This is a genomic window from Mesorhizobium sp. AA23, assembly GCF_001672435.1.
Classification (GTDB): Bacteria; Pseudomonadota; Alphaproteobacteria; order Rhizobiales; family Rhizobiaceae; genus Mesorhizobium.
Window position 1 is genome coordinate 305,001 of sequence record NZ_LYTP01000001.1, and the last position, 12,857, is coordinate 317,857.

Consider the following 12,857-nt stretch of genomic DNA (forward strand, 5'->3'; position numbering starts at 1 on the left):
GCAGGCCAAGACGACAAGGCTGGTCGCGCCGCGCCAGATCGCCAGGGCCAAGGACCGCCGGCGCATGGAAGTGTCGATGGTCACCAAGGTCGGCGACCGCGACGTCATCCACACCATGCCGTTCGTGCAGATCAAGATGGCGCTCGCGGCCGGCCACACCACCAGCCGTCCTTACCCGCCATTCGACCCGATGCAGGTCTTCGGCGACGACGGCGACGACAACGCTCAGCCGGCTTCCGCCACGGCGGTCGCCGGCCAGATCTATGGCGCCAAGGTCGAAAGCGAGATGAGCCTGAAGACGCTCGACTTCCCGATCGAGACGGCATCTTTTGACGAAAAGAGCGACCTCTCCGCCGACGAGGTGGAAAAGGTAGTGCGCGAAGCCGGCAACGGCCTGAGCGACGGCGCCGTCCAGGTTGCGGCGCTTCATTATGTCGACCCGCAGCGCTTCGGCGACGCCTTCGCCGAGAGCATGGCGGGTTCCTACGACGTCAAGATCACGCCGGAGAACGTCTCGGTGGCGCCGCGCGCCACGCCGGACGACCAGACGCCGGCCTTCGCCGAGGAAATCATCCCTTTCACCGAGGACACCGATATCACCGAGGCCTTCGCTGATTCGGGCTACACCGGCGATGACGCCACCGGCATGTCGGAAGCGATCGGCAAGCTCTTGAACGCGACGGCGCTCAAGGCCGGAACGGTGCTGCGCGTCGGCCTGGAGGTGCGAGGCGACGTTGCCAAGGTGGTCCGCACCAGCGTTTACGACCGCACCACGCATATCGTGACCATCGCGCTCGACGATCGCGGACAGTTCGTGCCGGCGCAGGAGCCGGAGCCCAATCCCGAGTTGCTGACGGCGTTCGATGATTCGCAGCCGGTGGTGGTGCGCGGCAATCTGCCCAACGTCTATGACGGCATCTATCGAGCCGCCTATTCCTACGGCATGTCGAAATCGATGACCCAGAAGCTGATCAAGCTTCTTGCCTCGGACGTCGACTTCCAGTCGCGGCTTTCGCCGTCGGACCGTCTCGAGGTCCTGTTTTCGCAGCCCGACGGCGACGACCAGACCTCCGACAGTTCTGAGCTTCTCTACGTCTCAGCCACCTTCGGCGGCCAGACGCGCAATTTCTACCGCTTCCAGATGCAGGACGGCGGCACCGACTATTTCGACGAGAACGGGTCGAGCGCCGAGCAATTCCTGCTGCGCAATCCGCTGCCCGCCGGCAAGTTCCGCTCCGGTTTCGGCGCGCGCCGGCACCCGATTCTGGGATATGTGCGCATGCACACCGGCGTCGATTGGGCCGCGCCCATCGGCACGCCGATCATCGCCGCCGGTAACGGTGTCGTCGAAAAGGTCGGCTGGGCCGGCGGCTACGGCAAGCAGATCATCATCCGCCACGCCAATGGCTACGAAACTTCCTACAATCACCAGAGCGCTTTCGCCAAAGGGATCGAGCCGGGCGTGCGCGTGCGTCAGGGCCAGGTCATCGGCTATCTCGGCCAGACCGGCCTCGCCACCGGCCCGCACCTCCACTACGAGCTGATCGTCAACGGCACCAAGGTCGACCCAATGCGCGTCCGCCTGCCGGTCGGCAAGGTGCTGAAGGGCGACGATCTCGTTGCCTTCAAGCGCGAGCGCGAGCGTATCGACGACCTGCTCAAGCAGGAAGACGGAAATTCGCTGAAGGTCGCCAGCGCCAAGACCGATTCGCAGCTTCCCAACTAATCCGGCGAATCGCCCGTCTGCCGTGGCCAGGGCAGCGCCTGTCCGGGCACGGTGAGCCAGGCGAGGATCGACGATAGCAGGCAAAGCAGCGTCGTGACGGCGGCGACCGCGGCAAAGGCCGAATCGCTTGCCGCAATCCTCAACGCGTCGAGATTGGCCGCGAGCCCGGACGCCGGCGGTTCGCCGAAACCGGGCATGCCGGCAGGGCTGCCGGTCGATCGCGCATAGACGAAAGCCGCGAGCGAGCCCATCGCCGCCACCGCGATCAGGCCGCCGATGCGCGAGACGGCATTGTTGATGCCGGATGCCGCGCCCGTGTCCTTGTCCTCGACGGAGGTCATGATCGCCGTCGACAGCGGCGACACGACGAGCGCCATGCCGAGCCCCATCACCGCCATCAGCGGAAAGGTCCCGGTCCAGAAATTGTGGATCCCGGCATGGGCGAGCAGGGCCATGCCGGCAAAGGCGATGGCGACGACCAAGCTGCCGGCGGCGATCGGCAGGCGCGGGCCGATCTTGTCGGACCACTGGCCGACCGGCCCCGACAGCAGCGCGATCAATGCCGACAGCGGCAGGAAGATGAAGCCGACCTCGGCCGAACTCAGGCCCCAGCCCGCGATCAGAACCATGGGCAGGTAGAACAGGTTCGCCGACAGCGCGAAATAGAGGAAGAAGGTCGCGAGATTGGCGCCGGCGAAGGCCCCGATGCGAAACAGGCCGAGATCGATCATCGGCTCGCGCTGCCAGCGCTCATAGAGAATGAAAATGAAAAGCAGGACGACGCCGGCGACGATCGCCGGCCCGGCCATTATCCCGCCGCCCTCGGCGTTCATCGCCGTCAGCCCATAGGCCAGCGCCCCGAAGGCGAGCGTGGCGAGCGCGGCGCCCCCGAGGTCGAGGCTGCGCTTTTCGGTCGGCTGGTCCGCCGGTATCTTGGCGAGCAGCAGATAGATCGAAACCAGTCCGAGCGGCAGGTTGACGGCAAAGATCGTGCGCCAGACGCCGTTGCCGAAAGTCGATAGCACGAAGCCGCCGAGCACCGGCCCGAGCGCCGTGGTAAGCGCCGAGGCCGCGGCCCAGATGCCGATCGCCCGGCCACGCTCCTTTTTGGGGTAGGCCTTGGCGATGATGGCGAGGCTGCCCGGCACCATGATGGCGGCGCCGACGCCTTGGATGGCGCGGAACACGATCAGCATTGCCGGATTGGGCGCCAGCGCGCAGGCGAGCGACGCCGCGATGAAGACCGCTATGCCGGTCACGAATGCGCGCCTGAGGCCGAATCGGTCGCCGGCGGCGCCACCGGCCAGAATCAGCGCCGAAAGCGTCAGCGCATAGGCGTTGGAGATCCATTGCGCTTGCGCCAGGCTGGCGCCGAGATCGACGCGCAAGGCCGGCATGGCGATCGCCAGGATCGAACCGTCGATGAAGCCGAGCGCCGAGGCCAGAATTGCCGCGACCAGCACGAACTTGCGCTGCGTCTGCGGGCAAAAGGTGCCGTTCGCGCGCGTCGCGGTCGAAAGCGAATCGGCTGTGGCTTCACTCGAGGAAGGCATGAAAACCTGCTTAGCTCTCCGGCGTATCGGTAACAACGAGCCAGAAGATTGCAGTTCTGAAACCAGTTTGGTCTGACGGCATGGCCAGGAAGGTAGCCATCGTAAATGCAAACGAGCCGTCGCGTGGTAGGTTCCGGCCCGTCATTCCAGAAGGGGAAGAGCCAGCCTATGCCTCATCACCCGCTGCTCAGCGCGGGTTCATCCTGGCGATGCAGCGGATCTATGCAACCGCCCTGCGCGGCTCATTGCTGCGCAAAATCATCGACTGAAGACCCGCCGACGAACTCGACCGTCACGCCAGGCGACACCAGCTTGGCGAGCTCTCGCGCATCCCAGTTGGTCAGGCGCACGCAACCGTGGCTTTCGGTCTTGCCGATCTTGGAAGGATCGGGCGTGCCGTGGATGCCGTAGGTCGGCTTGTCCAGCGCGATCCAGACCGAGCCGACCGGACCGTTCGGCCCCGGCGGGATGGTCAGGATCTTGTCGTTCTGGCCCTGCTTGAAATTGATGCTGGGATTATAGGTGTAATTGGGATCGAGCGCGATGCGCGACACGGTGTGGATGCCGGTGGGCGACGGTGTGTCGGCCGAACCGATGGTGGCCGGATAGGCCGCGACCAGCTTGCCGGCCGCGTCATAAGCGAAAACTTCCTTCTTGTCCTTGTCGGCGACGATGCGGGCAACCGGCGTCGACACAAGCTGGCCGAAATTGGCGACCTTGACGATGGTCCCGGGACGGTTGAAGTCAAGGCCTTTGTTGATCGACTTCAGATAGCCTTCGTCCATGTGGAAGCGCTCGGCGAGCGCCTCGGTGACCGAGGTGTAACCCATGCGGTCGAGCTTGGCCTTCTGGCTGTAATCTTCCGGAATCGAGGCGACATAGGGTCCGGCCACGTCCTCGGGCGTGATCGTGTAGGAGGCGAAGGCGTCGCCCCCCGACTGGGCGAGCGCCGCCTTGATGGCGGCCGAGTCGGTCGATTTCAGATTGCTGCCGGTGATCTGGTTGTAGGCGGCCAGGGCCTTGTCGACATTCGAGCCGAAGCGGCCGTCGATGACTCCCGGCGAGGCGCCGGCGCGGTCGAGCAGCACTTGGAGTTCGGCCACGTCCTGGCGCACGCCGAGCGAAAGCGACGGATCGACGGTCGCCTTGCCGCCCGTGTCCGGCGGCAGCGCGGCCTGGGTCTCCGGATTGACTTGCAGCACGTCCCCCTGCCCAGGGTGCGGTTCGATCGATGCTTCGTTCAGCGGCTCGCGCTTGATGGTGTCCGACCTTGGCGCCTCCGGATAGGTTGTGGCATACCCTTCGTCGCTCGGCGCCGGCGGATAGGCCTCGACGGAATTGCCGCTGTTGGAATCGTAGTCGTCGACCGGCGGCGGGATATACCGGCCGTTCTCGTCCAGCTGCCTGCGGCGGAAGCGGGCCATGTCGTCGGGATCGTCGAGATAATAACGGTCGTCGTCCTCGACGGGCGCACGCCCGAGCTCCTGCATCCGCAGCTGACGGCGCAGCGCCCGGCGATCGAGCCGGGTCTGCGGCGGCTGGATGGCGATCACCTTTCCGGTATCGGCATCGACAAGCACCCGGTTGCCCCTGGCATCGTAGTAGATGTCGATATTGCCGTCCTGGGCGAGCAGGAGCGCGCCGTGCTGAGCGGACCGAACCGTCTTCTGCGCGCCTTCCAGACTCGGCGCTGCGAGCGCGCCGGAAGCCGCCAGCCCGGCCGCGAGTGCCGAAAGGGAAAAGATCGTGCGCAGCATGTGGGTCAGGCTCTCCGGTCGGCTCGGTCTTGCTGGGCGAACCCTTCGCCAGCAAACCAGTTACCAAAACTAAGGTTCCAATATGAACCGGGCATGAAGATGGCGGATTTCCGGCGTTTCACCATGGTCCCCAACCGAATGTCAGTGCAGCCCCAATTCGCTGCGCGCCAGTTTCGTCAGCTTCAGCACGACCAGGCGGTGGCTTTCGCGCAGGTAGTCCTTCAGCGCGGCATCATCCACGCTTTGGCTTGTCTGGCGCTGGATCCATTTCATGCCGCGCGACGCGAGATAGGGCGCGGGCCGACAGCCCGGCTGTTCCTTCAGCACGTCAAAGGCCATGTCGGAGCATTTGAAGGTAACGAAGACCTCGCCTTCCCGGTCATGGCCGCCGATCGCGAACACCTTGCCGGCGACCTTCCAGACGTGAGCCCCGCCCCACTGCACGACATGGGTCGTGGCGGGCAGCGTGGCGCAGAAGCCGTTATAGTCCTCGAGCTTCATTGGAATCGGCCTCCGGGAACCGCAATCAAGCCCGGTTCTGCAGCAGGGCGCTGTGGAAAAGCAAGAGCGCGCCGCCCCTGCCGGATGCGACGCGCTCCTCGTATCCTTGTTTGCGCAATTCGGACGGAAAACCGCCAAGCGCTTTTCCTGGAATTGCTCCGGTCACATGCCCCGGCTCGACTCAGGCGGCGGCTTCAGCCGCCACCACCGTCGGCTTCGAACGGAAGTTCAGGCGATCGGAACCGGCGGTGACCTTGACGGTCGAGCCGTCGAGGATTTCGCCGAGCAGGATCTTCTCCGCCAGCGGATCCTGCAGTTCCTTCTGCATCACCCGCTTCAGCGGCCTGGCGCCATAGGCCGGATCGTAGCCCTTGCCGGCCAGCCACTCGATCGCATCGTGATCGAGCGACAGCGTGATCTTGCGATCGACAAGCAGGTTCTCCAGCCGCTTGAGCTGAATCTCGACGATGCGGTCCATATCCTGGCGGCGCAGCCGGTGGAACAGGATCACCTCGTCGACGCGGTTGAGGAACTCCGGACGGAACGAGGCTCTCACCACGCCCATCACCTCGTCGCGCACGGCATCGACGTCCTGGTCGTCGCGGAGATTGACCAGATATTCGGCGCCGAGATTCGACGTCATGATGATCAGCGTGTTGCGGAAGTCGACCGTGCGGCCCTGACCGTCGGTCAACCGGCCGTCGTCGAGCACCTGGAGCAGCACGTTGAACACGTCCGGATGCGCCTTCTCGATCTCGTCGAACAGCACGACCTGGTAGGGCCGGCGCCGCACCGCTTCGGTGAGCGCGCCGCCCTCCTCATAGCCGACATAGCCGGGAGGCGCGCCGATCAGCCGGGCGACCGAGTGCTTCTCCATGAACTCCGACATGTCGATGCGCACCATGGCGCTCTCGTCGTCAAACAGGAAGGCGGCGAGCGCCTTGGTGAGCTCCGTCTTGCCGACGCCGGTCGGACCCAGGAACATGAACGAGCCGATCGGCCGGTTCGGATCCTGCAGACCCGCACGGGCGCGCCGCACGGCCTTGGAGACCGCCTGCACCGCCTCGCCCTGGCCGACGACGCGCTTGCCGATCTCGTCCTCCATACGCAACAGCTTCTCGCGCTGTCCCTCAAGCATCTTGTCGACCGGAATGCCGGTCCAGCGTGACACGACATGGGCGACGTGGTCAGGCGTGACCACCTCTTCCACCATGCCGGCCTTACCGTCCTGGGCTTCGGCTTCCTTGAGCTTCTTCTCCAGCTCCGGGATCTTGCCGTAGGCAAGCTCGCCGGCGCGCTGGAACTCGCCCTTGCGCTGGGCAATCGCCAGCTCGTTGCGCATCTCGTCGAGCTGCTTCTTCAGGTCGGCGGCAAGGCCGAGCTTGTGCTTTTCGGCCTGCCACTTGGCGGTCAGCTCGGTCGACTGCTCCTCGAGGTCGGCCAGATCCTTCTCCAGCTTGGTCAGCCGGTCCTTAGAGGCGTCATCCTTCTCGACCTTCAGCGCCTCGCGTTCGATCTTGAGCTGCATGATGCGGCGGTCGATCTCATCCAGCGCCTCGGGCTTGGAATCGACCTGCATCCTCAACCGCGATGCGGCTTCGTCCACCAGGTCGATCGCCTTGTCCGGCAGGAAACGGTCAGCGATGTAGCGGTTGGAAAGCGTCGCGGCCGAAACCAGCGCCGAATCGGAGATGCGCACCTTGTGGTGCTGCTCGTATTTCTCCTTCAAGCCGCGCAGGATCGAGACAGTGTCCTCGACCGTCGGCTCGTCGACGAAAACGGGCTGGAAGCGGCGGGCGAGCGCCGCGTCCTTCTCGACATGCTTGCGGTATTCGTCGAGCGTAGTCGCACCGACGCAGTGCAGCTCGCCGCGCGCCAGCGCAGGCTTCAAAAGGTTCGAGGCGTCCATCGCGCCATCGGCCTTGCCGGCACCGACCAGTGTGTGCATCTCGTCGATGAACAGAATGATGCCGCCTGCGGCGGAAGTGACTTCCGACAGCACGGCCTTCAGCCGCTCCTCGAACTCGCCGCGATACTTGGCGCCGGCAATCAGCGCGCCCATGTCGAGCGCCATCAGCCGCTTGTCCTTCAGCGATTCCGGCACGTCGCCATTGACGATGCGCAGCGCCAGGCCTTCGGCGATCGCCGTCTTGCCGACGCCGGGCTCGCCGATCAGCACGGGATTGTTCTTGGTGCGGCGCGACAGCACCTGGATGGTGCGGCGGATCTCGTCGTCGCGGCCGATGACCGGGTCGAGCTTGCCCGCCCGCGCATCCGCGGTCAGGTCGCGGGCGTATTTCTTCAGCGCGTCGTAGCCCTGCTCGGCACTGGCCGAATCGGCGGTGCGGCCCTTGCGGACATCGTTGATAACCTGGTTCAGCGCCTGCGCGGTGACACCGGCCTTGGCCAGGATGTCGGCGGTCTTCGCCGACTTCTCCATGGCGAGCGCCTGCAGCAGCCGCTCCACGGTAACGAAGCTGTCGCCGGCCTTCTTGGCCAGTTCCTCTGCGGTCGAAAACACCTTGGCAAGCGGCTGGGCGAGATAGAGCTGGCCGTTGCCGCCTTCGACCTTGGGCATAGCCTCCAACGCCGCCTCGACGCCGAGCTTCACGTCGCGAATGCTGCCGCCGGCGCGCTCGATCAGAGACGCGGCAAGGCCCTCGTCATCATCGACGAGCACCTTGAGCATATGTTCGGGAGTGAATTGCTGGTGGTTGCGCGAGAGCGCCATGGTCTGCGCGGACTGGATGAAACCGCGCACGCGCTCGGAATATTTCTCCGTATTCATGTATGTCTCCTTCCATCACCGGCCCGCTTTGCGGCACCGGATCAGATTGCGGTGACGGACCCGCTCATTCGAGCCGAGTCCTGTTCAGCCGAGATATGGTGTATCAGCTCAGGTCTCTCAAGACGCCCTGATCTCGGTCAGCGCAGAATATTCTAGGGCCTGGTCGCCCGAAGCGCGCAGCGGTTTTGGGCGAATATTAGGCATTAAAACAAGGGCTTAAATGCTGCGGCTGCGTGACGCGCGACATCGACGGCTTCATGATCGTCCACCGCTCGCGCCCAGGGTGACGAGAAGCTCGTCCAGTTGCCCGAACGTCTCGCCCATCGCCTCCGCCGCACCGGTGCCGGCAGCGTCGAGAGCCTCCTTCGAGGGATAGAGCTCGTGCAGGACCAGCAGCGTCTTGCCACCTTTTTCCTCGAAGGTCACCGTCGTGACGGGTCCACCCTCACCGCCTTCCTCATTGGTCCAGACGAGGCGCGACTGCGGTGTCACTTCGATGTACCTGCCGAAGAACTCGTCAAGGTTTGAGCCATCGTGGCCGAACGCCAAACGGTACCTGCCCCCGACACGGACATCCATCTCGCAGGAACGCAGCACCATTCCCATCGACTTCGGCGCCCACCACTGCTTGAACAGCTCAGGCTTGGTCCACGCCTCGAACACGATGCGCGCCGGAGCGTTGAAGGTTCGCGTGACGACGAGCTCGCGGTCCGACGTCCGTTCCACAGTCGTGCGGTTCTGCATCGGTGTGGCCTCACTCGCTTTGCTTGCGTCCATCGACCTTCTCCTTTCGTTTCAGTTCCTCGACCACCTTGTCCAACCCGTCGAAGCGTGCGTCCCAGAGCTGGCTGTACCTCTCGATCCATGCCGCCTCTTGCTCCAGCCCGCGCAGGCCGAGCTTGCAGGTCCGCACACGCCCGACCTTTTCCGTGCTGACGAGCCCCGCTTGCTCCAAGACACCGACGTGTTTCTTCATGCCCGTAAGGGTCATGTGGAACTGCTCGGCCAGTTCCGTGATCGAAGCGTCCGCACGGCCGAGCTGCTCCAGCACGCCGCGTCGGGTGGCATCCGAGAGCGCGGCGAATGAAGCATCGAGGCGGGTCTTGATATACTGAACCATATGGTTCAGTATTAGCGCACAAATTACCGCCATGCAAGGAAACGAAAGCGCGTCGCGCTGAAACGGATTCAGGCGACGTGCTTTAGGCACGCACAACGAGAAACGGCGGAGAAACCTCTCCGCCGTTCGAATTGCCTGGAAATAGACCTGCGGTCAGCTATCTGCGTCGGCGACTGCCGGCTCGCCGGCGCCGCCTGCCGGCTCACCGGCGCCGTTCTCGCTCGGCGCTGCATTTGCCTCTTTGGCGGCAGTCGCGCTGCCGCTGTCCGCGACGTTGCCGCCATCGGCGGCGCTGTCCGCCCGGCCGGCATTGCTTTCATCGCCATTGCCCTGCTCGGCGCTATGGCCCTGCTCGGCATTGCCGCGACCGCGACGTGGACGTCTCTGCCGACGCCCACCGCCATTGTCCGTGCCGGCTTCGTTGCGCTCGGCCTGGGCAGCAAGGCCCGCAGGCGAGAAGCTGTCGAACAGCGGAGCCTGCTCGGCCGCAACGCCGTCTTCGGCGGAGCCCTCCGGCTTGGCCTGCGCCTCATTGCGGCGGCTCTGATCGATCTGCTGGCCGCCATGTTCGCTGCGCTCTCGCTGACCATTGTCGCCGCGCTGACCATTCTGACCGTACTGGCCATAGCCGCCATTGCGGCGGTCGCGGTGCCTGTCACGACCATTATTGTCGCGCCGGTTGTTGTCGCGGCCGTTTTCCTGGTTGTAGGCGAGTTCCGCCGGCGTGCCTTCGATCACCGGCTGCGGCCCGGAACCGTTCGCGGCGGCCTGCGACTCGCCGGCATTTGCGTTGCCGACCGTGTCGAACTCGTCGCGATCCTCATCGACGTCGTCATCGAAGTCGTCGCGGTTCTGCTGGGCGTTCTGGATGGGCATCTGCGCCTGCGCGGCCGCGATGATGCGATTGTAGTGCTCGGCGTGCTGGAGATAGTTCTCCGCCATCACCCGGTCGCCGGAGCTTTGCGCGTCACGGGCGAGTGCGGCATATTTTTCGGCGATCTGCTGAGCCGATCCGCGGATCTTCACGTCCGGACCGTTGCTCTCATAGTTGCGCGTCAGGGGATTGGGCCCCTTGCGGTTGTTGTTGCCACCGCCGCCATTGTTGTTGCGACCGCGCATGCGCCTGTTCTGCTGTTGTGGCCTCATTCGACTCTCTTCATGTGAATTTTCTAAAACTCGTCGCGAACGGTGGCGCTCATGCAGCCGACCGTTTCGTTTTTTCACCGGCGTTCGCCCGCATCGATTGCGTTGGCGCCACGTGCCATCCTGTTCCGGTTACATCACTTGCCGGACGATTCCCGCACGAAGCATGGGCGTCGTTTGCGCAAGGAGGCAGCTATTTCCAAGGAAAACCGAATCGCTAAGAGCACTGCCTGCTTCGTCTCATCCGGTTAAGCCGGAACCTAGCTGCATTCCCTAATATTGCCAAGCGTTTTTTCGCACTGCATCAGGGCTTTCAACGCTCAAACACCAGAACCCTGTCGTTTCCGCCAAGATCGCGTCGCGCCTCCGACAGCCTGTAGCCGGCTGCCGCGAAGATTGCGGTCACCTCGCTTTGCTGCGTATGGCCGATCTCGACCGCTACCTTGCCCTGCGCTTCCAGAAATCCTTCCGCCTCTCCGGCGATGATCCTATAGGGGATCAGCCCGTCCACACCGCCATCGAGGGCCTGGCGTGGATCGAAATCGCGGACCTCGTCCTGCAGATTTCCAATGTCTCGACTGGGTATATAGGGTGGATTCGCGGCAATTAAATGGTATCGGCCCGAAACTTTTTCGAACCAGTTGGAATGCAAGGCCTTGAAGCGCCCGCCGAGCCCCAGATCCGCGGCGTTTCGCGTAGCGGTCGCCAGCGCGCCGGGTGAAATATCGACGCCGGTCGCGGTCGCCGCCGGAATCGCGCTGAGCAGCGCCAGCGCGATTGCGCCGGTTCCGGTGCCGAGATCGAGGATACGGCACTGGCCAAGCCTTTCGGCCGTCGACTTGGCGAAGGGCAGGATCGCGTCGACCAGCGTCTCGGTATCGGGGCGCGGCTCCAGCGTGTCCGGCGACAGCGACAGCCGCAGCCCATAGAACTCGCGATAGCCGAGAATGCGATGCACCGGCTCACCTGCGACGCGACGCCTCAGGGCCGCCTCGATTGCCGCAAGAGCCGCAGAATCCACCGTTCGGCCCGGCTCCGCGATAGCCTGGGTGCGCGTGGTTTCGGAAAAATGCTCGACGATCAGCCTGGAATCGAGCGCCGGATCGGCAATGCCGGCGGCAGCGAGCCGCTCCCTCGCCGCGTGCAGCAGCGGTCGAAGTGCCGAGGGCAAAGGATCAGCCATCAATACCCATGTCAGCGAGCAGCTTCGACTGATGGTCGGCGATCAGCGCGTCGATCACCTCGTCGAGCTCGCCCATCATCACCCGGTCGAGCTTGTAAAGGGTGAGGTTGATGCGGTGGTCGGTGACGCGTCCCTGCGGGAAATTGTAGGTGCGGATGCGCTCCGAGCGATCGCCCGAGCCGACCTGCGATTTTCGCGACGACGAGCGCTCCTCGTCCGCGCGGCTGCGTTCCAGGTCATAGAGCCGCGCCCGTAAAATCTGCATGGCCCGCGCCCGGTTCTGGTGCTGCGACTTTTCCGCCTGCACCACCATGATGCCCGTCGGCAGATGCGTGATGCGCACCGCCGAATCGGTGGTGTTGACGTGCTGCCCGCCGGAGCCGGACGCGCGCATCGTGTCGATGCGGATGTCCTCTGCCCGGATATCGATATCGACCTCCTCGGCCTCGGGCAGTACGGCGACCGTCGCCGCCGAGGTATGGATCCGCCCGCCGGCCTCGGTTTCCGGCACGCGCTGCACGCGATGCACGCCGGATTCGAATTTCAGCTGCGCGAACACGCCCTTGCCCGACACCGAGGCGATGATTTCCTTGTAGCCGCCGACTTCGCCTTCGCTCGCCGAAACGACCTCGAAACGCCAGCCGCGCGAGGCGGCGTAGCGCTCATACATGCGAAACAGATCGCCGGCGAACAGGGCCGCCTCGTCGCCGCCGGTGCCGGCGCGGATTTCGAGGATGGCGTTCCTGTCGTCGGCGGCATCCTTGGGGAGGAGCAGAATCTGGATATCCTTCTGCAGCACCTCGATGCGCTCCTTAACCTCCGGCAGGTCGGCCTCGGCCAGCGCCCGCATCTCGGCGTCGATGTTCTTGTCGGCGAGCATCGCTTCGAGGTCGGCCTGTTCCTGCTCGGTGGCGCGCAGCGCCCGGATCTTGCCCACCATCTCCTGGATATCGGCATATTCGGAAGCCATTTTGACGTAGGCATCGGCCGTCGGCCCTGCCGACATCTGCGCTTCGAGCATGTCGAAACGCTTGACGACTTGGTCCATGCGGTCGCGGGGCAAGTTGATCATGGGCTCGGGACTTC

At 64.5% G+C, this 12,857-nt stretch carries 10 protein-coding genes (1 of these 10 only partly in view); 1 reads left to right on the forward strand and 9 read right to left on the reverse strand.

Annotated elements, in window-relative coordinates:
* Positions 1-1,726, forward strand: the 3' portion of a protein-coding gene (locus A9K66_RS01420) for a M23 family metallopeptidase (RefSeq protein ID WP_067319637.1). It extends 254 nt beyond the left edge of the window; only the last 1,726 of its 1,980 coding nucleotides appear in the window; its start codon lies beyond the left edge, outside the window; the stop codon is at positions 1,724-1,726.
* Here the strand turns inward: A9K66_RS01420 and A9K66_RS01425 are convergent.
* From A9K66_RS01425 to prfA, 9 genes are all read right to left on the reverse strand, one after another.
* Entirely contained in the window at positions 1,723-3,279 is a 1,557-nt protein-coding gene (locus A9K66_RS01425; RefSeq protein WP_067319041.1) for an MFS transporter, read from the reverse strand. The two genes, A9K66_RS01420 and A9K66_RS01425, sit on opposite strands and share 4 nt — an antisense overlap.
* 242 nt (positions 3,280-3,521) lie before the next feature.
* Complete coding sequence (locus A9K66_RS01430) at positions 3,522-5,036, reverse strand: L,D-transpeptidase family protein (protein ID WP_067319043.1); 1,515 nt, start codon at positions 5,034-5,036, stop codon at positions 3,522-3,524.
* Positions 5,037-5,177: 141 nt separating this feature from the next.
* Complete coding sequence (locus A9K66_RS01435; RefSeq protein ID WP_067319045.1) at positions 5,178-5,537, reverse strand: MmcQ/YjbR family DNA-binding protein; 360 nt, start codon at positions 5,535-5,537, stop codon at positions 5,178-5,180.
* Positions 5,538-5,718: 181 nt separating this feature from the next.
* Entirely contained in the window at positions 5,719-8,325 is a 2,607-nt protein-coding gene (clpB, locus tag A9K66_RS01440; RefSeq protein ID WP_067319047.1) for an ATP-dependent chaperone ClpB, read from the reverse strand.
* Positions 8,326-8,580: 255 nt separating this feature from the next.
* Entirely contained in the window at positions 8,581-9,102 is a 522-nt protein-coding gene (locus tag A9K66_RS01445; RefSeq protein WP_245307350.1) for an SRPBCC family protein, read from the reverse strand.
* Positions 9,080-9,445 carry a metalloregulator ArsR/SmtB family transcription factor gene (locus tag A9K66_RS01450; protein ID WP_067319638.1) on the reverse strand — a complete coding sequence of 122 codons (366 nt, stop codon included), beginning with the start codon at positions 9,443-9,445 and terminating at the stop codon, positions 9,080-9,082. Before A9K66_RS01450 ends, A9K66_RS01445 begins: the two co-directional genes overlap by 23 nt.
* A gap of 153 nt (positions 9,446-9,598) precedes the next feature.
* Positions 9,599-10,564, reverse strand: coding sequence for a DUF4167 domain-containing protein (locus A9K66_RS01455; RefSeq protein ID WP_082953662.1), 966 nt, complete (start codon positions 10,562-10,564; stop codon positions 9,599-9,601).
* 337 nt (positions 10,565-10,901) lie between these two features.
* Entirely contained in the window at positions 10,902-11,771 is an 870-nt protein-coding gene (prmC, locus tag A9K66_RS01460) for a peptide chain release factor N(5)-glutamine methyltransferase (protein ID WP_067319053.1), read from the reverse strand.
* Positions 11,764-12,843 carry a peptide chain release factor 1 gene (prfA, locus tag A9K66_RS01465; RefSeq protein WP_067319055.1) on the reverse strand — a complete coding sequence of 360 codons (1,080 nt, stop codon included), beginning with the start codon at positions 12,841-12,843 and terminating at the stop codon, positions 11,764-11,766. The genes prmC and prfA overlap by 8 nt, the downstream gene beginning before the upstream one ends.
* Positions 12,844-12,857 lie beyond the last annotated feature (14 nt).

What these genes read in the sequence shown, in the direction of transcription:
- A9K66_RS01435 (WP_067319045.1), bottom strand. Translation starts at nt 5,537, where the DNA reads ATGAAGCTCGAGGACTATAACGGCTTCTGCGCCACGCTGCCCGCCACG.
- prfA (WP_067319055.1), bottom strand. Translation starts at nt 12,843, where the DNA reads ATGATCAACTTGCCCCGCGACCGCATGGACCAAGTCGTCAAGCGTTTC.
- A9K66_RS01430 (WP_067319043.1), bottom strand. Translation starts at nt 5,036, where the DNA reads ATGCTGCGCACGATCTTTTCCCTTTCGGCACTCGCGGCCGGGCTGGCG.
- prmC (WP_067319053.1), bottom strand. Translation starts at nt 11,771, where the DNA reads ATGGCTGATCCTTTGCCCTCGGCACTTCGACCGCTGCTGCACGCGGCG.
- A9K66_RS01425 (WP_067319041.1), bottom strand. Translation starts at nt 3,279, where the DNA reads ATGCCTTCCTCGAGTGAAGCCACAGCCGATTCGCTTTCGACCGCGACG.
- A9K66_RS01445 (WP_245307350.1), bottom strand. Translation starts at nt 9,102, where the DNA reads ATGGACGCAAGCAAAGCGAGTGAGGCCACACCGATGCAGAACCGCACG.
- clpB (WP_067319047.1), bottom strand. Translation starts at nt 8,325, where the DNA reads ATGAATACGGAGAAATATTCCGAGCGCGTGCGCGGTTTCATCCAGTCC.
- A9K66_RS01450 (WP_067319638.1), bottom strand. Translation starts at nt 9,445, where the DNA reads ATGGTTCAGTATATCAAGACCCGCCTCGATGCTTCATTCGCCGCGCTC.
- A9K66_RS01455 (WP_082953662.1), bottom strand. Translation starts at nt 10,564, where the DNA reads ATGCGCGGTCGCAACAACAATGGCGGCGGTGGCAACAACAACCGCAAG.